Source organism: Gemmata sp. SH-PL17 (assembly GCF_001610855.1).
Taxonomy (GTDB): Bacteria; Planctomycetota; Planctomycetia; order Gemmatales; family Gemmataceae; genus Gemmata; species Gemmata massiliana.
This window is the reverse complement of record NZ_CP011271.1, coordinates 8,665,654-8,683,042: the sequence shown is the minus strand read 5'-3', so window position 1 is coordinate 8,683,042 and position 17,389 is coordinate 8,665,654. Positions and strand designations below refer to the sequence as shown.

At 64.7% G+C, this 17,389-nt stretch carries 15 protein-coding genes; 11 read left to right on the top strand and 4 right to left on the bottom strand.

What is annotated here, in order from left to right; all coding sequences use genetic code 11:
* Nucleotides 1-44 precede the first annotated feature (44 nt).
* The 10 genes from nusA to VT84_RS39315 all read left to right on the top strand — a co-directional run bounded on the left by nusA (nt 45) and on the right by VT84_RS39315 (nt 12,280).
* Nucleotides 45-1,514, top strand: a complete 1,470-nt coding sequence (gene nusA, locus VT84_RS36205; protein WP_082842962.1) for a transcription termination factor NusA — start codon at nt 45-47, stop codon at nt 1,512-1,514.
* Nucleotides 1,515-1,757: 243 nt separating this feature from the next.
* A complete protein-coding gene (locus VT84_RS36200) occupies nt 1,758-2,222 on the top strand; it encodes a translation initiation factor IF-2 N-terminal domain-containing protein (RefSeq protein ID WP_082842961.1) in 465 nt (154 codons plus the stop codon).
* The gene (gene infB, locus VT84_RS41970; protein ID WP_157470238.1) at nt 2,219-5,275 is read left to right on the top strand and encodes a translation initiation factor IF-2; all 3,057 of its coding nucleotides are present in this window, start codon (nt 2,219-2,221) and stop codon (nt 5,273-5,275) included. The genes VT84_RS36200 and infB overlap by 4 nt, the downstream gene beginning before the upstream one ends.
* A gap of 84 nt (nt 5,276-5,359) precedes the next feature.
* A complete protein-coding gene (locus VT84_RS36190; protein WP_082842960.1) occupies nt 5,360-5,653 on the top strand; it encodes a DUF503 domain-containing protein in 294 nt (97 codons plus the stop codon).
* Between the two features lie 118 nt (nt 5,654-5,771).
* Nucleotides 5,772-6,296, top strand: coding sequence for a 30S ribosome-binding factor RbfA (rbfA, locus tag VT84_RS36185; RefSeq protein WP_082842959.1), 525 nt, complete (start codon nt 5,772-5,774; stop codon nt 6,294-6,296).
* 39 nt (nt 6,297-6,335) lie between these two features.
* Nucleotides 6,336-7,142 carry an endonuclease III domain-containing protein gene (nth, locus tag VT84_RS36180; protein ID WP_052550032.1) on the top strand — a complete coding sequence of 269 codons (807 nt, stop codon included), beginning with the start codon at nt 6,336-6,338 and terminating at the stop codon, nt 7,140-7,142.
* A gap of 453 nt (nt 7,143-7,595) precedes the next feature.
* Nucleotides 7,596-8,858, top strand: coding sequence for an aminotransferase class I/II-fold pyridoxal phosphate-dependent enzyme (locus tag VT84_RS36175; RefSeq protein WP_082842958.1), 1,263 nt, complete (start codon nt 7,596-7,598; stop codon nt 8,856-8,858).
* A gap of 65 nt (nt 8,859-8,923) precedes the next feature.
* Nucleotides 8,924-9,250, top strand: a complete 327-nt coding sequence (locus tag VT84_RS36170; RefSeq protein ID WP_052550036.1) for a DMT family transporter — start codon at nt 8,924-8,926, stop codon at nt 9,248-9,250.
* Between the two features lie 235 nt (nt 9,251-9,485).
* Nucleotides 9,486-11,957, top strand: coding sequence for a DUF1549 and DUF1553 domain-containing protein (locus VT84_RS36165; RefSeq protein WP_082842957.1), 2,472 nt, complete (start codon nt 9,486-9,488; stop codon nt 11,955-11,957).
* Nucleotides 11,958-11,971: 14 nt separating this feature from the next.
* Complete coding sequence (locus tag VT84_RS39315; protein WP_157470235.1) at nt 11,972-12,280, top strand: hypothetical protein; 309 nt, start codon at nt 11,972-11,974, stop codon at nt 12,278-12,280.
* Between the two features lie 87 nt (nt 12,281-12,367).
* Here VT84_RS39315 and VT84_RS36160 read toward each other — a convergent pair whose 3' ends face one another.
* Nucleotides 12,368-14,830, bottom strand: coding sequence for a PEP/pyruvate-binding domain-containing protein (locus tag VT84_RS36160; RefSeq protein ID WP_082842956.1), 2,463 nt, complete (start codon nt 14,828-14,830; stop codon nt 12,368-12,370).
* Between the two features lies 1 nt (nt 14,831).
* Nucleotides 14,832-15,563, bottom strand: coding sequence for a ribonuclease HI family protein (locus VT84_RS36155; protein ID WP_082842955.1), 732 nt, complete (start codon nt 15,561-15,563; stop codon nt 14,832-14,834).
* 99 nt (nt 15,564-15,662) lie between these two features.
* On the opposite strand from VT84_RS36155, the gene tsaB reads away from it, so the two are divergent.
* Nucleotides 15,663-16,346, top strand: a complete 684-nt coding sequence (tsaB, locus tag VT84_RS36150) for a tRNA (adenosine(37)-N6)-threonylcarbamoyltransferase complex dimerization subunit type 1 TsaB (RefSeq protein WP_082842954.1) — start codon at nt 15,663-15,665, stop codon at nt 16,344-16,346.
* Between the two features lie 36 nt (nt 16,347-16,382).
* Here tsaB and VT84_RS36145 read toward each other — a convergent pair whose 3' ends face one another.
* Together VT84_RS36145 and VT84_RS36140 are read right to left on the bottom strand one after the other, a co-directional pair.
* Entirely contained in the window at nt 16,383-16,790 is a 408-nt protein-coding gene (locus VT84_RS36145; RefSeq protein WP_052550047.1) for a hypothetical protein, read from the bottom strand.
* Between the two features lie 259 nt (nt 16,791-17,049).
* Nucleotides 17,050-17,229: a hypothetical protein gene (locus VT84_RS36140; RefSeq protein WP_052550049.1), complete on the bottom strand. Its 180-nt coding sequence runs from the start codon at nt 17,227-17,229 to the stop codon at nt 17,050-17,052.
* Nucleotides 17,230-17,389: the final 160 nt, after the last annotated feature.

The following is a 17,389-nucleotide window of genomic DNA, read 5'->3' as shown; positions in this document are numbered from 1 at the left end:
CGGTGTCGGCGTTTTTCGCCGGCACCCCGCCGAGGGCCATGAGCATGGCGATCAAGAAAGAAAAAGAGAAGGTCGACAACACGGGGACCAAGATCCTCGAACTCGTCGACAAGCTCCACGAAGAGCGGAAAATCGCCAAGGACGTGATCTTCAAAGGCATCGCGTCCGCGATCCAGGTGGCCGCGGAACGGCACTTCCAGGTGGAAGAGGGTGTGTTCGTCAGCATCGACGAGGCGACCGGGCACATCGTCGCCAAGTACGGCGACCAGGAACTCGACCCGATTACGCTCGGGCGCATCGCGGCGCAGTCGGCCAAGCAGATGATTATTCAGAAGATCCGCGAGGCCGAATCGGACACGGTGTACAACGAGTTCACCGGCAAGAAGTACGAACTTCTCGTCGGCACCGTGACCCGCGTGGACGCAGGCACCGCCATTGTCTCACTGGGTAAGAGCGAGGCGCTGCTGCCGCGGAGCGAGCAGATCCCGGGCGAAACGCACCACGTCGGCGAGCGCGTCAAGGCGATCGTCATGGAAGTGCGCAAGCAGGGTAACCGCGTTAAAATCGTGTTGTCTCGTGCTCACCCGGAGTTCGTGAAGGCGCTCTTCGAGGAAGAGATCCCCGAAATCGACGAGCGCATCATCGATATCCGCGCGGTCGCGCGCGAGGCCGGGTACCGGTCCAAGGTGGCGGTCACCTCGATCGACATGAAGGTGGACGCGGTCGGTGCGTGCGTCGGGGTGCGCGGGAGCCGTATCAAGAACGTGATCGAGGAGCTGAACGGCGAGCGCATCGACATCGTGCGCTGGAACGACGCGCTCCAGGTGCTCATCCCCAACGCGCTCCAGCCGGCGCAGATCTCGGACGTGTTCACCTACCCGCGCCTCGGCCGGGCCATCGTGCTCGTGACCGACGACCAACTGTCGCTCGCCATCGGGCGCCGCGGGCAGAACGTGCGGCTCGCGTCCAAGCTCGTGGGCTGGGACATCGAGATCATGACGCACGACGAACTGGCGGAATCGCTGGAGCGCGCCGAGCGCTGGTTCGGGCAGCTCCCGAACGCCTCGCTCGAACTCACGAACGTGCTCATCGAAGAAGGGTTCCTCTCTTACAACGACATCACCTGCATCGACGCGGCCGGTCTCGCCGAGTTCTCGGGGCTCCCCGAGGACCAGTCCGACGAGGTCGTCATGTACGCGGAAGAGTACGCGGACGTGATGGAGCAGAGCGTCGAAGACGAGCGGCGCCAGGCCGAAGAGCAGGCCCGGGTCGACGCGGAACAGGCTCAGGCCGATGCGGAAGCACAGGCAGCCGAGGGCGGTGAGGGCGCGGAGGGTGTCGCCACCGCGGAGACCGGGGAAGTTGCAGAAGGGGTCGAGGGTGCCGTGAGTTCTGATGTTGGGGAAACTTCCGAAGTCTCCGAACCCGAAGAGCCTGCGATCGTCTCTAATTCCAGTGAGGAGACCGAGACCCCGGCGCCCGCGCCATCCGACGCGGACAAGCCGGCCGAATGAGTAACGAGTAACGGCGCGGGCCTATGGACCGCGGGCGCGATTCGGGAGCCAACGGCCCGGTGCCGGGCTCTCCCGTTGTCGCGTCCTTTTTCCACATTCCGCGCTCCTGCCCAGAGTCCCCTTTTCAGCGGACGCGGTGTGATTAGAATATAACTCGTTCGGGGCGCGATCGGTCGATCCGGCATGCCCGCTGTATGCGGGCCGGTTCGGGGGTTGTTCGGAGCACCCCCAGAGGAGTTCCGCTTGTCGAATACGACGTCGAAAGACACGAAGGACGCCAAGGAAAAGAAGGTCCGGGTCTTTACCCTGGCTAAGGAGCTGAACGTCGAGAGCAAACTGCTCCTCGACTATTGCAAGGAACTCGGATACGCCGACATCACCAATCAGTTGAGCGGCTTGTTACCGGAACAGGCCGACGCGCTGAAGGAACGCACCAAGAAGGGTCCGAAGGCCGGACCCGGTCACCCCCCCGCACCCGCGCCCGGCGTTCCGCCGAAGAACGTCATTCCCTCAATCGCAAAACAACCCATTCAAACCATCCCGAAACCGCTCCCGAAGCCGGCAGCGAAGCCCGCCGAACCCGTCGCCCCCGTTGTCGCTCAGCCGGCAGCGCCCCGCCCGTTGTTTCCGCGCCCGCGGCCGTGTCCCCGGCGCCCGAGCCGGTTGCACCTCCGCCCGCGCCCGTTGTGGTGGCCGAGGCCCCGGTGAAGCCAGCCGCGCCCGCGACCCCGGTTGCGCCGCCCGCGCCGCCGAAGAACGTTATTCCTTCACTCGGTTCGGGTGGCATGCGGAACCTGAATATGGGTGGCCGCCCGGCCCCCCTGACCCCGCCGCGGTCCAACGCACCGGTGGCACCGACCCCGGCCGCGCCCGCGGCTCCGGCTGCTCCCGCACCGGTCGCTGAAGTGAAGCCGACTCCGGTCGTGCCGCCCGTTGCCGCTGAAGCAAAGCCGGCAACGCCGACCGCGGCTCCGGCGCCAACCCCGGTTGTTCCTGCCGCGCCCGCGGCCCCGAAGCCGGTCGTGACGCCTACTGCCGTTGAATCGAAGCCGGCCGCGCCTGCGGCTCCGACTGTTACGGCATCGGCGGCTCCGGTCGCACCTGCCGCGGCTCCGAAACCGGCGCCGACGGTGCAATCGCCGCCCGCGCCACCGCCGGGACCGCCGAAGAACATCATTCCGTCGAATATGGGTCAGCCCTCGCGCCCCTCGGTACTGAGTCGCGCCCCGGCCCCGCCGCCGCCGAAGCACATCGCTGCTCCGCGAACCGGTGGTGGTGCTCCGCCTCCTGGTGCGAGCCCGCGGTCTTCGTCCGGGGTGACCGGGGCGCCCGGTCCGCGTCAGGCCGGTCCTGGTTCCAGTGGTGGCCCAGGGCAGGGTGGCAACGCTCCCGGTGGCGCAGGTGGCCCGCGCGGTCCGGGCGGTGGGCGCCCGGGTCCGGGTGGTCCGCCCAAACCACCCGGTGCGCCGGGTCAATCGGTCAAGCTCACGCCGGAAATGATCGACCGGCTGCGCCAAGCCAGCGCACGCGGCCAACGGGTGTCGCTGAACGAAATCACCCGAACCCCCGCTGCCGCCCCAGGGGGCGCGCCCTCGAAGCCGAACGAACCGGCTCGTCCCGGTGGTCCGCCGCGCCCCGGTGCGGCCCCGGGCTTCGCCCCGCGCCCCGGTGAGGGCGGGGAGGACGAGGAAGAAAAGAAGAAGGGCGGCGTCATCGGGCGCGACTCGCGCCACAAGGGCCGCACCGGTGGCGGCGGGGACCGCGGGCGCTCGTCCGGCGGACCGCGCGTCGACCGCGGGTCGGTGGTGATCGGGTCCGGCGGCGTCGAGATGGTCGAGCAGCAGTGGGGGTCGCGCCGCGGCCCGCGCCAGGCGCTGCTCAACAAGATGAAGCGCCGCGGCCAGCAGCAGGTGACGGTCAAGGAAGGCAAGATCGAGATCGGGCTGCCGATCACCGTGCGCAGCCTGTCCGAAGCGATCGGGATGAAGACCGGCGAGCTGTCCAAACGGCTCCTCAAGGAAACGAACCAGCTCTTCGGCAACAACTCGCAGGTCGATTTCGACACGGCCGCGCTGATCGCCGTTGAGAAGAACATCGAACTGGTCATCAGGCGCCAGAAGACCGCCGAAGAGATCCTGATCGAAGAGTTCGAGGGGCTGGTGACGAACGTGGACCCGGAGAAGCTCCGGCCGCGCCCCCCGGTCGTCACGATCATGGGCCACGTCGACCACGGCAAGACGTCGCTCTTGGACAAGATCCGCCGGTCGAACGTCGTGGCCGGCGAAGTCGGCGGCATCACGCAGGTCATCCGCGCGTGGTCCGTGACGCACAAGATCGAGGACCCGGAGACCGGCGAAAAGGTCATCGAGCGGCCGATCACGTTCCTCGACACCCCGGGCCACGAGGCGTTCACGAAGATGCGCGCCCGCGGGGCCAACGTCACGGACATCGCGGTCATCGTGGTCGCGGCCACCGACGGCGTGATGCCCCAGACGGAAGAGGCCGTGGCCCACGCCCGCGCCGCGGACGTGCGCGTCATCGTCGCCATCAACAAGGTGGACGCCCCGAACGCGAACGTCGACCGCACCCGGCGGCAGCTCTACAACCTGGAACTGCTCCCCGACGACATGGGCGGCGACATCCAGTTCGTCGAGACCTCGGCCCTCACCGGCCAGGGCATCGACGACCTGCTCAACGCGATCCTGATCGAAGCGGAAATCAACCTCGCCGACGACCTCCAGGCCGACCCGGACCGCCCGGCGTTCGGTACCTGCCTCGAGGCCTACATGACCTCCGACGAGGGCGTGATGGCGACCGTGCTCGTCCAGCAGGGCACGCTCAAGGTCGGCGACATCGTGCTGTGCGGTGCGAACTACGGCCGCGTCCGCTCGATGCAGAACGACCTCGGGGTCTCGATCGAGGAGGCCGGGCCGAGCACCCCGGTGCGCGTCACCGGTCTGGGCGGCGTGCCCAACGCCGACGACCCGTTCTACGTGGTCGAGGAACTGACCACCGCGGCCAAGATCGCCGAGGCCCGCGAAAAGAAGGACCGCGAGGCCGCGCTCAACCGGTTCACCGCGGTCAAGGATCTGGAGATGCTCTCGGCCGCCAAGAGCAAGCTCAAGATCACCGAACTGAAGGTCATCCTGAAGGCCGAGGCGCGCGGGTCGGTCGAGGCCATCCGCAAGGAACTGGAGAAGCTGACGCACGAGGAGGTGACCACCCGCGTGCTGCACGCCGGCATCGGGGCCATCACCGAGTCCGACGTGCAACTGGCCCTCACCAGCCCGCAGGACACGCTCATCGTCGGGTTCAACGTGACCGCCGACGACGCGGCCCTGAAACTGGCCGAGGGGCGCGGCATCAGCCTCCGCGAGTACCAGATCATTTACAACCTCGTCGACGACGTGAAGGCGGCCCTCGAGGGCCGGCTCAAGCCGATCGAGGAAGTGGTTCACCTGGGCCGCGCGGTGGTCCGACAGACGTTCAAGCACGGCAAGGTGGGCACCATCGCCGGGTGCTACGTCACCAGCGGCGTGCTGGAGCGCTCGGCCCGGGTCCGCCTCATTCGCGGCGGCATCGTGGTCTTCCCGCCGGCCGACAAGGTGGTCGGGTTGGACTCGCTCAAGCGGTTCAAGGACGACGCCAAGGAGGTCCGCGAGGGCTTCGAGTGCGGTCTGAAGATCACCGGCTTCGATGACATCAAGGTCGACGACGTGATCGAGGCGTTCAAGATCGAGATCCGGCAACGGACCCTCTAACGTGCGGAATACGGGTCGCGGAGCGGGGAACGAAACGAACAGTTCGGTTCCCCGCTCCGCGACCCGTAACCCGTGCTTCCGAACATGGTTATCGGTTCACTCTCGGTCCGGATGCTGGTGCGCGAGAGCCGCACGTTGAAAGACAAGCGGCAGGTCGTGCGGAGCATCCTCGACCGTATGCGAAATAGTTTCAACGTGTCCGCGACGGAAGTGGACACACACGACGACGTAAAATTGGTAACGCTCGGTTTTGCCGCGGTCGGGTTCGCGACCGCGACCGTACAGGGCGTACTCCAGAAGATCACCGAAGCGCTCCGCGGGCACCCGGTCGCGGAGTACCTCGGGGGCGAAATGGCCGTCGGGAGCGAGGTCGTTTAGCGGAGCTTCAATTAAATGGGCTAGTCCCGATCCAAAGGGCGAGATCAGGTCGGAGATCCGAGCGCTCAATGGGCTTTGGTTTCTGTCCTGATCTTTGTCCTCTGTACACTGGAACCTGATGAAATCTCACCGGATAGCGCGAGTGTCCGAGGTCATCCGCGAAACCGCGGCCAACGCCATTTTGTTCGAGCTGAAAGACCCGCGCGTTAAGAACGTTACTGTTACGCGCGCCGAAGTGTCGGGCGACCTCCAGCACGCAAAAGTGTTCGTCTCGGTCATGGGGACCGAAAAAGAGCAGCAGCTCACCATGCACGGGCTGAAGAGCGCGGCCGGGTTCGTACAGACGAAGCTCGCGGACCGGCTCACGTCGCGATACGTCCCGCACGTCACGTTCGTGATCGACGAGGGCGTAAAGAAGAGCATCGAAATCGCCCGCCTGATTCGCGAAGAAAACGACCGACTCACCGGGGGCCAGCCGGCGCCCGAAGAAGTTGACGACGACGAGGCGGACGAAGCAGACGATGACGCGGACGAGGGGACCGACGAACCCGCGCCCGAGTCCCCGACCGCCGCGAGCGAGCACGCCGCTGAACAGGGACCGCGAGCCGAAGCCGCCGAAGGAACGACGGACCGCCCGAACTAGCGCCAGCGGGCGAACGCCTACGGAACCGGAGTCCACCGAATGCCGGCCATCACCAACAAGCAGCAACTCCTGACTCAGGCGCAGGCGGCCCTCAAGAAGAGGTTCCCGCTCCCGGCACTGGAGCCGGAAACGCCCCGCCCGCTCCTCGAAGAGCTGATCTTCGCGATCTGTCGCGAGGGCAGTACAACCGAGGACGCGGAGGCCGGCTACGCGCGCCTGCGGAAAGTGTTCGTGGACTGGAACGAGATCCGCGTCAGCACGGTGCAAGAGGTCGCCGACGCGCTCCGACCGCTCCCGAACTCCGGCCCGCGCGCCGGGTGGATCATCGGCGTGTTGCACGCGGTCTTCGAGCTGAACTACTCCTACGACCTCGGTGACATGGAGAAGAAGGGGCTGAAGCAGGCCGCCAAACAGGTGTCGCGGTACTTCAACGACAGCGAGTTGAAGAAGCTCAACCTGAAGCAAGCGGCCAAGCAGATCGGCCGGTTCAAGCAGGTGAACGACTTCGCGGTGGCCTGGGTGGTGCAGCGGTCGCTCGGCGGCCACGCGATCCCGCTCGACGGCCCCACGTTCCGGGTGCTCCGGCGGCTCGGGGTGATCGAGGAGGTCGACACCGACACCGAGGACATGGAAGCGCTCCGCGGCGGCATCGAGCACGTGATCCCGAAGGTCCGCGGCCCGGAGTTCACCGAGCTGATGAGCATCCACGCGAAGGAACTGTGCGTCGAGAAGAACCCGCTTTGCGCCTCGTGCCCACTCAAGAGCGACTGCCCCACCGGGATCGAGAACCTCTCGAAGAAGGCGGACAAAGACAAAACCGAACCCAAACCGAAGAAGTCGCGGTAACGCGGCGGGCCGAAACAGCAGCAGCCGGGCTATTGCCCGGCTGTTTCTTTTTGAGTCGGACCGGGTGCGAAGTGGGGCGCCAACGTGGGGCAGGTTCGTGCTCGTAATCCGCAGATTTCCCGCGCCAGTAGTCACTGGCGCCGGTGCCGAGCGGCGTAGAATGCTAGTGCCATGTCATGTCGAGATCGGAGCTGAGAGCCCGAACACCGTCATCGCGAGCTAACCGGCGAAACCACACAGAACCGCTCTGCCGGTAGTTTCGTCATAGCCAGCTCTTTCAGCTTATTCACTCGCTGTATCCGCCCCAAATTACCCATTCCGCAGGCGCAAGGTCGCGCCGTTTGCTCATACGTCTTATGAGCCGCATCGCCCGCGGAATCATCAATATCGATCAAACTTCTCGGCGCGCACGTCCGATATATTCGGGTGCCTGCCGCTGGACGATGAGGCCCTATGAACTCCGCGCCACTCGACCGACTGATTGACGCGCTCGCGGACACCGGAATGACTCGGTTTTTCCGCCGCATGTTCGACGACTACCCCGACCTCCTGATGAAGGACCAGACCGTCGAAGCGGTTCGGCCGGATCGGACGTTCAAGCTCGGGGGTCAGTGGGTCACCAACTTCGGTTCCGACAGCTTCCTCGGTCTCGACCAAGATTCGCGTGTCACGAGCGCTATCGAGCGCGGGGTACGGGCGTGGGGCTCGCACAACGGCAGCTCGCGCGCGTTCGCGTCCGTCGAGCCGAACGTCCGGGCCGAGCGGAAGATCGCCGACTGGCTCGGTACCGAAGCGGCGCTGATCTACCCGTCGGTCACGCTCGCGAACGTCGGCGCGCTGCCCGGGTTGGTCACGCGGCGCGACGTCCTCGTGGCCGATCAGTTCGCGCACAACTCGATTGATGAGGGGCTGAAACTCGCCAAGGCGCGCGGCGTGCGCACGGCGAAGTTCGCACACAACTCGCCGGACGCGCTCGAAGAAACGCTGCGGTCCCTGCGACCGTTCCGGCACGCGGTGATCGCCGTGGACGGCGTGTACAGCATGAGCGGCCACCTGCCGCCACTGGCCGAGTTCCAGCGCATCGCACGCGAGTACGACGCCTGCCTGTACGTGGACGACGCGCATGCCAGTGGAGTGCTCGGTGAGCACGGGCGCGGGACCGTGCGTGAGGCGCTCGGCGGGTACGATAACGTGCTGACGATCGGCTCGCTCTCGAAGGGGTTTTCGTGCCTCGGCGGGTTCGTCGGCGGGTCGCAGGCCGCGATCGACGTGCTGAAGCTGAAGTCGAACTCGCTCATCTTCGGTGGCCCGGTCCCGCCGCCGTACCTCGAAGCGGTTTGCACGGTGGTGGACATCCTGGTGTCCGCCGAGTATCCCGCGCTGCGTGCGAAGCTCGACGCGAACGTGCGTCACCTCACGCGCGGCGCGACGCAGTTGGGGCTGGCCGTGATGGGTGGCCTGGTGCCGATCGTCTCGGTGCTCGTCGGGGCAGAAGAGGTGACGCTGAAGGCCGGGAAGTTCCTGTACGAGCACGGCTACTACGTGCAGTCGGTGGTGTTCCCGGCGGTGCCGCACGGCGCGGGGGTTCTGCGGATGCAGGTGAACGCGAACCACACGCCGGCGCAAATCGACGGGCTCCTCGACGCCCTGGCCGCACTCAAGGACGCGACGCCGATGCCGGAAGCGTCCGCCGTCGCGTCACTGGTCGCGGCCTGATTCATACCGCAGGGTGGGCCGGCGCTACATCGGCTCGGCCCACCACCATCGGTGATTCCACGCACATGCACTGGTTCTATCTCATTCTCGCGGGCTGCTTCGAGTGCGGGTTCACGACGTGCTTGAAGCTCTCCGAAGGGCTGACCAAAATCAGTTGGTCGATCGCCTTCGTGCTGTTGTCGATCGTCAGTTTCGCGTTGCTCACGCTCGCGGCGCAGAAGATCTCGCTGGGCACCGCCTACGCGGTGTGGACCGGGATCGGGGCCGCGGGTACCGCGCTCGTTGGGATCATCTGGTTCAAAGATCCCGCAACATTCTGGCGGCTGTTTTTCCTGGCCGGGTTAATTGGCTGCCTGATCGGGCTCAAGCTCGTGTCCCCGGAAAAGGAATGACTTTTCTGATGGGAATCTGTGGTGGTTGACTGGTAGCCAGCCCGAACAGCATTCGATCAATGAATGGCCGACCCGCGGCCAATTACACGTCTCCCGTTCTTTTCTCTCGCATTTCTTCAGCGCTTGTCCCGGAATCGCTGTCAGCAGCCCTAAACACAAATGGGGCAGCAACGAGCGCGGAGAAACGGTATGTTTGATTAGCCCGCGGAATCATCCACTCATTGAGTTCTGCGCAATGTCATTTCGGGTGCTATTCGCAGCTTGTGCTCTGGGGCTTGTCACGGCGGAACTTCGTGCGGTCGAACCGCCGGCTGGTGCGCCGAAAGTGCTAATCGTTTACCCGAAGGAAGCCAAGTTGGTTGGCCCGCGCGCTGAACAGCGTGTGAGCGTGCTTGGTGTCTGGGCCGACGGGCGCCGGTGGGATCTGACTCACGTGGCTCGTTTCACAAGTGCAGACGCACGCATAGCGACCACCGAAAAGAGTACGCTGCGCCCCACCGCGGACGGGAACACCACGCTGACCGTCGAAGTGGCCGGGGCCAAGGTTGTCGTTCCCGTTGCCGTGGAGAAGGTGAGCGCAGATGCCCCGGTGAGTTTCGTGCGCGAGGTGGAACCGATTCTCACGAAGGCCGGGTGCAACGCGGGTAACTGTCACGGTGCGCAGCACGGGCGCGGGGGCTTCAAGTTATCGCTGTTCGGGTTCGATCCCGCGTTCGACTTCGCACAAATCGTGCAGAGCAACGAGGGGCGCCGGGTTGTTCTGAGCGATTCGGAACGGAGCATCTTTCTCGCGAAACCGGCGCTCGTGATGGAACACGGCGGGGGCGAGCGCCTCAAGCACAACGGCCGCGAGTACGCTACCATTCGCCAGTGGCTCGACGACGGGGCGCCGCCTCCGACGAACTCCGCACGCAAGGGAGCCGAAGACCCCACGGTGACAAAGCTCGAAGTGTTCCCCCCTAACCGATTGATGGTACCAGGGGAGCAACAACAACTCTCTGTCACGGCAATTTGGTCCGATGGTCACCGCGAGGACGTCACGAGTACCGCACAGTTCGATGCACTTAATGACGCGGTCGCTGCGGTAACGCCGACCGGTGTGGTCACCGCGAAGGACGCAGGCGAAACGCACGTCATGATTCGATTCGGTGGGTGGGCCGAAGTTGTCCGCGTCACGCTGCCGTTTGCAAAACTGGACACGTTCCCAGACCTGCCAGCCAACAATTTCATCGACACGCACCTGATCGCGAAATGGAAGGATCTGGGGCTCACACCGTCGCCACTGTCCTCGGACGAGGAGTTCCTGCGTCGACTGTACCTCGATGCGATCGGTACGCTGCCGACCTCCGATGAGATCCGGGCGTTTCTGAACGACAAAGACCCGAAGAAGCGCGCGAAGGTCATCGATCGCGTGCTCGACCGGCCCGAGTTCGTCGACTGGTGGTCTCTTAAGTGGGGCGATCTGCTCCGCATCAATCGCACGGCCCTTCAAGAGAAAGGGATGTGGAGCTTCCACAACTGGGTTCGGGCACAGGTGCGCGACAACGTGCCGGTGGACCAGTTCGTGCGCGACGTAGTGACGGCCGAGGGCAGTACGTTCACCGACGGTCCCGCGAACTTCTTCCAGATCGGGCGCACGTTCGAGGACTGGTCGGAAACCGCGACGCAGTTGTTCCTCGGGGTGCGGATCGGGTGCGCGAAGTGCCACCACCACCCGTTCGAGAAGTGGAGCCAGGACGACTACTACGGCATGGCCGCATTCTTCACGCGGATCGGCACGAAGACGAGCCAGGAGTTCGGCATCTTCGGTCGCGAAACGGTCATTTTCATTCGCGGGGCGGGCGAGGCCACGCACCCGCGCAAGCGCACGTTCGTCAAACCGGTGCCGCTCGATGGCGACACCAAGGTGAGTTGGGACGACGAGTTCGATCGCCGGAAGAAGCTCGCGGACTGGCTGACGGACCCGAAGAACAAGATGTTCAGCCGCAATCTCGCCAATCGCTTCTGGGGTTACGCGATGGGGCGCGGGCTGGTCGAGCCGCTCGACGACATGCGTGCCACCAACCCGGCGAGTAACCCGGAACTGCTCGACGCGCTCGCCGACGAACTGGTGAAACAAAAATTCGACCTCAAGGGCTTCCTCAAGACGATCTTTAACAGCCGCGCGTACCAGCTCACGCACGCCAGTTCGCCGGGCAACAAGCTCGATGCCGCGAACATTCACTTCACGCGGTACACGGTGAAGCGCCTGACCGCGGAGCAGATCGCCGACGGCGTGGACTTCGCGACCGGCACGCGCGAGAAGTACCAGGGCTTGCCCCTCGGTACACGCGCGATCCAACTGCCCGATAGCGAAGTGCGTTCGTACTTGCTCGACACGTTCGGCCGGCCACCGCGTCAGGTGCTGTGTGAGTGCGAACGCACCACGAAGCCGAACATCGCACAGGCGATGCACCTCTTAAACGGCGAGTTCCTGAACAAGAAGATCGCCGACAAAACGGGTCGCGTCGAGAAGCTGATTGCCGATCGGGTGCCGCTCGCGAAGGCGGTGGAGGAACTCTACCTCGCAACGTGGAGCCGCCTCCCAAACCCCGACGAGCGGAAAAAGGCCGAGGGTTGGATCAACTCCGCGCCGAACCTGCGTGACGGGTTTCAAGACTTGCTCTGGGTGCTGGTTAACAGCCGCGAGTTCCAGTTCAACAAGTAACCGGGAGGTGAGGCATGCGAGCGAGCGCGTGGCGAGGTGGAAGCACCAATGTTCCGACTTACGGTATACGAGTTGGTAGACCCAACCGAGACGAGTTCTTTTCCTCGGACTGGGACACGATCGAAGTCGAGATCGACGGTAAGTTTCATTTATTCGCGCTGACGGGAGGCTTTTGGCGCAAGTGCCCGGAATTTCGAGACCGCGGCGACCCGATTCTTCGGGAATGGCTGCATCGCAACCACACACTCGATTGGCAAAAAGGTAGCCCGCCAAAAGTGGAACTCGTGCCTCTTGGCGGCAATCGCTTTCGTCTGATGGCGTAAACGCTTCCGTATGCGGGCTTTTACGTCACGGGAACAGCGCACTTTACTGTGTTGGCCTAACGTGCGAACCGCACAAATTTCTGCGACCTACGCTTCGCCCACGACCGTTACCGTTCCCCTCCCGCCATCAACGCGAATCATTTGACCCGTTTTGATTTGCTGCGTTGCGTTGGGTAAGCCGGCGACCGCGGGGAGGCCGAATTCGCGGGCCACGATCGCGCCGTGTGAGAGCACGCCGCCGGTTTCCATGACGAGCGCCTTCGCGTGGACGAAAAGCGGCACCCAGGCAGGGTCCGTAGACGGGCACACGAGGACGTACCCGCCTTCGGGCGGCGCCGCTGTTGGTTCAGTGAGCACGAGAGCCGGACTTTCCGCGACTCCCGCCGAGAGTGCCACACCCGTCAGTTTGTCCTCGCCGACCGGCTCCGGGAGCGGTCGGCCGATCGCATCGAGGTCGTCACTGAACAGTACCGGCGGTACTTCGAGCGAGAGTTCCGTTTGCCGGTTCTTGCGCGCGGCGGCGATCTTCGCAGAGAGATCCTTTTTTGCGAGCAGATTGGGCAAATCAGTCGGCGTGAGGAAGAAGATGCCGCCGTTCAACTCGAACTGGCGATCGAGTTCCACGAGCGCGCGGCGAATGACCGCAAAACCCATCAGTAAGTAGTGTTTGCCGGCTTCGCGCAGTCCGAGATACGTGCGCAGTAACTTCACTTTGGCCGCGAGTTGATCGCGGAACGGCCCGCCGATTTTCGCCTCGGTCGCGATCTTGTCCACGTCGGCTGTGGCAGCAGTGTGTGCGCCCCCGACAGCGCCGCGCACGAGCTTGTCGAGTTCTTGGGGTACTTCGCTCCAGCGCGGTTGCGCGAGTTCCATTTCGTTCGTGCTGCGGTGGCCGAACCGCTCCAAAAATGTCGCGCGGGTGATTCGTTCGTTAGCTAAGTCGCGAATCCCACCCGGTAGATTGGCCTCTCCCGACGGCGCAGCGCCGAGGCTGAGTTCGCCAACCGCGGCGCGGGCACGCTCCTCGCCGAGTTTCGGTTTGAGTTGATTGAATACTTCGGTCCACGCCAGTTCCGCGAACACGGTTGGTTTCAAGCTGTCGCGTGCGAATTCGACGAGTGTTTTGTTTGTCCACGTCTCGAATTCGCGCACGAGCGCGGGCGGGGGCATTTGGGACCAGTTTTGTGCGAGTGCTTGTTTTGCTGCGGTGGCGAATGCCGGCGCGATCTCGGTCTCGAATTTTTGTGCGAAGACGGCCGACTGCTTTTTCGTCGTGCCCATCAGTCGCGTCAGGCTGAGAATCGTGCCGGGCAGCGCGAGAATACCGAACACGCACCCCTGCCCTGCGAGCGGGTTCAGCACCGGTTTCGGGTCAAGTGCTTTGTGCGGTTCGCGCTTGTAAGTGCCCAGCGGGTACTCGATGGGCGGCCGGGCGAACTGCATGCGTGGGAGGCGCGACAAGTTCGCCATCGGCCGACCGGCAACGAGGTCGAACCCGGACAGAGCGCCGAGCGCGGGATCGGGCTTCGCTCCGAGATCGCGGTTCATCGCGCCGAACCCGCCGTCGGCCGCGAGCAACCGTTGTACTACGGCCCACGTCATGGGCGTCGGCTCGGGGAGCACTTCGCTCAGGTTGTACCGCACCCACACGGTTCCGCGCGGGTCCGCTGTTGCCTTCAAAGACGAGATGACGCCTTGCCGCACCTGTTCCCGCTCGGCCGCGCTCGCCACGGTAATTGGCCGCGCTTGCAGCAGATGGAACGTGTCGTTCGCGAAAGCCCACTCGATGTCGCGGGGATCGCCGTAGAACGCTTCTACCTTACGCCCCAAATCGACGAGCTGAGAGAGCGCCGCATCGCTCAGGCAGAATTGCCGCTGTAATTCCGGCGGAACGTGTTCTTCGACGCCGGCCGTTACGCGAACGGCCTTCGAGCCGAGTGCGCGCGTGAGCACGCTTCCCGTATCGCGATCGAGCGTGAACCGGTCGGGCTGCACGCGCCCCGATACGACGACTTCGCCCAACCCCCAGGATGCTTCCGCGAGCATCCGCTTACCGTCCGGGTCGAGCGGATCGCGTGTGAACAGTACCCCAGCTGCTTCCGCGGGAACGAGTTTCTGCACCACGACCGCCATTGCGAGGCCGGCGCCATCGACGTTTTGCTTGGCCCGGTACGCGACCGCGCGCTCGGTGAACAGCGAGCGCCAGCAGCGCTCGATCGCGTCCAAGAGCGGTTCGTCTCCCTTCACACCCAGGATCGTTTCTTGCTGCCCGGCGAAGCTCGTATCGGCCGCGTCTTCGGCGGTGGCGCTGGAACGCACTGCGACTAGGCCGTTCCCCAACGTTTCGTAGGCGCCTGCCACCGCGCGCACGAACCCGGCATCGGCCTTGATGCCGCGATCCGCGAGACGCCGGTACGCCTGCGTCGTGACGACGAACCCGGCCGGCACCGGCAAACCCGCCCGCGCCGTTTTACCGAGGCTCAGACCCTTTCCGCCGACGAGGTGCGATTCCGCGTCGCTGATCTCGTCGAAGAACAGAATGTCCGGCATGTCACTTCGCCTTTTTCTTTTTCAGCACACCCGCTTCGTCTAACAGCGACCACAACTGTTCCCACACCGCCTCCGGCGGAAGTCCCTTCAGCCCGTTCGTGGCCCAGTGCTGGGCCGCGTCCGCAAGGCAGCGGATCGCGTCTTCGCGAACGGGGGCGTCAGAGAGACCTCCCCCCCCGGCCCCCCTCCCTAAAGGGAAGGGGGAGAAGAACCCCTCCCCAACCCCTCCCCCAAGGGGAGAGGGGCTTAAAACCGCCGCTGGTTCTGTTCCCCCTTCCTTCCTAGGGAAGGGGGTTAGGGGGTTAGGTTCTCCTTGTGCCCCCCGCTTTCGCGGTCGGCCATCAAGGGCGTCGTTGCCGATGGCATCCGCGCGAGTGTTCTGCTCGCGGCGCACGTGCGTGATGGTGATCTGCTCGAACTGCCGGCGGAGCCGGCACGCTTCTTCGTACAGCGGGCGCAGGTCTTCGTTCTTGACCTTGTACGCGCCGCTCATCTGCTTCACCATCAGCTCGCTGTCGCTGAACACGTTCAGTTTCTTCACGCCCAGTTCGACCGCGAGCCCCAGCCCCTCAACCAGCGCGGTGTACTCCGCCACGTTGTTCGACGCGGTGCCGATGGTGTCCGCTTCTTCGACGACGGGCATCCCCGGGCGCGCGAGGACCACGGCGTAGGCCGCCGGCCCCGGGTTGCCGCGGGACGCGCCGTCGATGTGCATGGTGGCCGTATCGGACATCGGACCCTCAATGGTTACGCTCTCGGCTCGCCCGCCTAGAATTCCCCCCATTGTGCGAATGGTATCGCGCACCGGAAAGCACCGTAGCGGCGAACTCGAATGAACGAAAGTTGGCTCGTCCTGGAAACCTCTAGCCGCGTCGCCCGTGTGGGGCTGGCGCGCGCGGGAGTGATCGTCGGCGCCGCCGAACTCGATTCGTCGCGCCGACACGCACGCGACATGATTTCCACCATCGATGCGCTGCTAAAAGCTGAGGCACTCGGCCCACGAGACTTGACCGGCGTGATGGCGAGCCGCGGACCCGGAAGTTATACCGGGCTGCGCGTGGGACTGATGACCGCAAAAGCGCTTGCCTACGCGACCGGGTGTGAATTGCGTGCGGTCGACACGTTCGCGGCCATCGCGCACCAAGCACCCGCTGAAGCGACCCACGTCTGGGTGATCGCGGACGCGCTTCAGGCTCAAGTCTACGCGCAACGGTACGCAAAGCGGCACGACGGCTGGTTCCCCGAGAACCCGCTTCAGATTCTCGCGACAGGGGTGTTTGTTGCGGGCTTGGCGGGGGGCGAAATGGTGAGCGGACCCGGTGTGGGTGTTTACGACGGGCAAATTCCGGTCGCGAATGCCCGTGCGCCCGAAGCCGATCGCGAGCCGCGTGTGGAAAGTGTTCTCGCGGTGGGTTTGAAGCTTCCCGCGCTGACGCAGGACGAACTGTTCGCGCTGGAGCCGCTGTACCTGCGCGGCAGTTCGGCGGAAGAAAAAGCGAAAGAGCCGCGCGGGTAAAAAATCCCGCGCGGCTCGAATGAAATACGAGACCGGTTACGACTTCGGCACCGGCATCGGGTTCGGGAGCTGGTTCGACGGAATCACCGTCGGACCGGGCGTGATTGGGATCGGGTAACCGATAGTCGGGTAACCGGTCGGGGTGATCGGGACGCCTTCGATGGGCGGACCCGAAACGACCGGCGACGCCCCGCACCCGTGGCACGGCGGCGATACAGGACCGACGACGGGACCAACAACCGGTCCGGCCGGCCCGATCGGTTCGCCGATGCCGAGCATCGCCCGTCGGGTTTGGATCGGGTGCAACAGTGGGCGGTATTGCGGATCACAACCAATGCACGGGTGGTTCGCCCGCCAGCGTGCAACGGGGTGAACCAGACACCCTGTGGAACAGATTTGAGCGACCGCGGCCACGAGACCGAGGTACACGAGGCGCTTTCTCATTGTGGTGACTCCTTTCCGCGGTTCTCCGCGGCGTTCCCCTGCCGTCCGAGGGAATCATGCGCGGGAGCGGAGTCGGTGCAACCACGAGGGGCGCAGATTCAGTCGGAGATTGGGAGAATGTCGGAGTGCTGGCGCGACGAGGAAAAGTCACCCGGTTGGCGAAGGGGGTGCGATCGTGCCGAATGTGCGGCGGACGTGCGCCAATTGCGCGGACCACCTATGTTCTGGTCCGCACCGGCGCAGTTTTGCTCAAGTGCGACTAGTACGGCCGCGCGTCCGGGAGGAAGCCCGGCGGCGGGTTCTTGTCGCAGCAGCCCGAGGGCGGTGGGGCAAAGGACCGCCGGTCGTCGCCGCAGCCGTGGCGGTGGCACCCGCACCCGGACAGCGGGAGCAGGAATACGAAGGCGGTCAAAGTCAGAAGGAATCGCTTGGTGTTCATAGTTAGCCGCTCCGTCGTTGGTGCCGGCTGTCCGTGCGCATTGTTAGGGGGACGCGGGCGTTCGTCCCGCGAGCCGCGCGTATACCGCGGCTGACGTACTTGACATCCAAATGTAGGGCCGACTTGCGTGCCCACAACTCATTGCTTGAATGAAAACAGA

Excerpts from the sequence above, each read along its gene's own strand:
- rbfA (WP_082842959.1), top strand. The coding sequence starts at position 5,772 with ATGAAATCTCACCGGATAGCGCGAGTGTCCGAGGTCATCCGCGAAACC.
- VT84_RS36155 (WP_082842955.1), bottom strand. The coding sequence starts at position 15,563 with ATGTCCGATACGGCCACCATGCACATCGACGGCGCGTCCCGCGGCAAC.
- VT84_RS36160 (WP_082842956.1), bottom strand. The coding sequence starts at position 14,830 with ATGCCGGACATTCTGTTCTTCGACGAGATCAGCGACGCGGAATCGCAC.
- VT84_RS36190 (WP_082842960.1), top strand. The coding sequence starts at position 5,360 with ATGGTTATCGGTTCACTCTCGGTCCGGATGCTGGTGCGCGAGAGCCGC.
- nusA (WP_082842962.1), top strand. The coding sequence starts at position 45 with ATGGCGATCAAGAAAGAAAAAGAGAAGGTCGACAACACGGGGACCAAG.
- VT84_RS39315 (WP_157470235.1), top strand. The coding sequence starts at position 11,972 with ATGCGAGCGAGCGCGTGGCGAGGTGGAAGCACCAATGTTCCGACTTAC.
- VT84_RS36140 (WP_052550049.1), bottom strand. The coding sequence starts at position 17,229 with ATGAACACCAAGCGATTCCTTCTGACTTTGACCGCCTTCGTATTCCTG.
- nth (WP_052550032.1), top strand. The coding sequence starts at position 6,336 with ATGCCGGCCATCACCAACAAGCAGCAACTCCTGACTCAGGCGCAGGCG.
- VT84_RS36145 (WP_052550047.1), bottom strand. The coding sequence starts at position 16,790 with ATGAGAAAGCGCCTCGTGTACCTCGGTCTCGTGGCCGCGGTCGCTCAA.
- VT84_RS36170 (WP_052550036.1), top strand. The coding sequence starts at position 8,924 with ATGCACTGGTTCTATCTCATTCTCGCGGGCTGCTTCGAGTGCGGGTTC.
- VT84_RS36175 (WP_082842958.1), top strand. The coding sequence starts at position 7,596 with ATGAACTCCGCGCCACTCGACCGACTGATTGACGCGCTCGCGGACACC.
- tsaB (WP_082842954.1), top strand. The coding sequence starts at position 15,663 with ATGAACGAAAGTTGGCTCGTCCTGGAAACCTCTAGCCGCGTCGCCCGT.
- VT84_RS36165 (WP_082842957.1), top strand. The coding sequence starts at position 9,486 with ATGTCATTTCGGGTGCTATTCGCAGCTTGTGCTCTGGGGCTTGTCACG.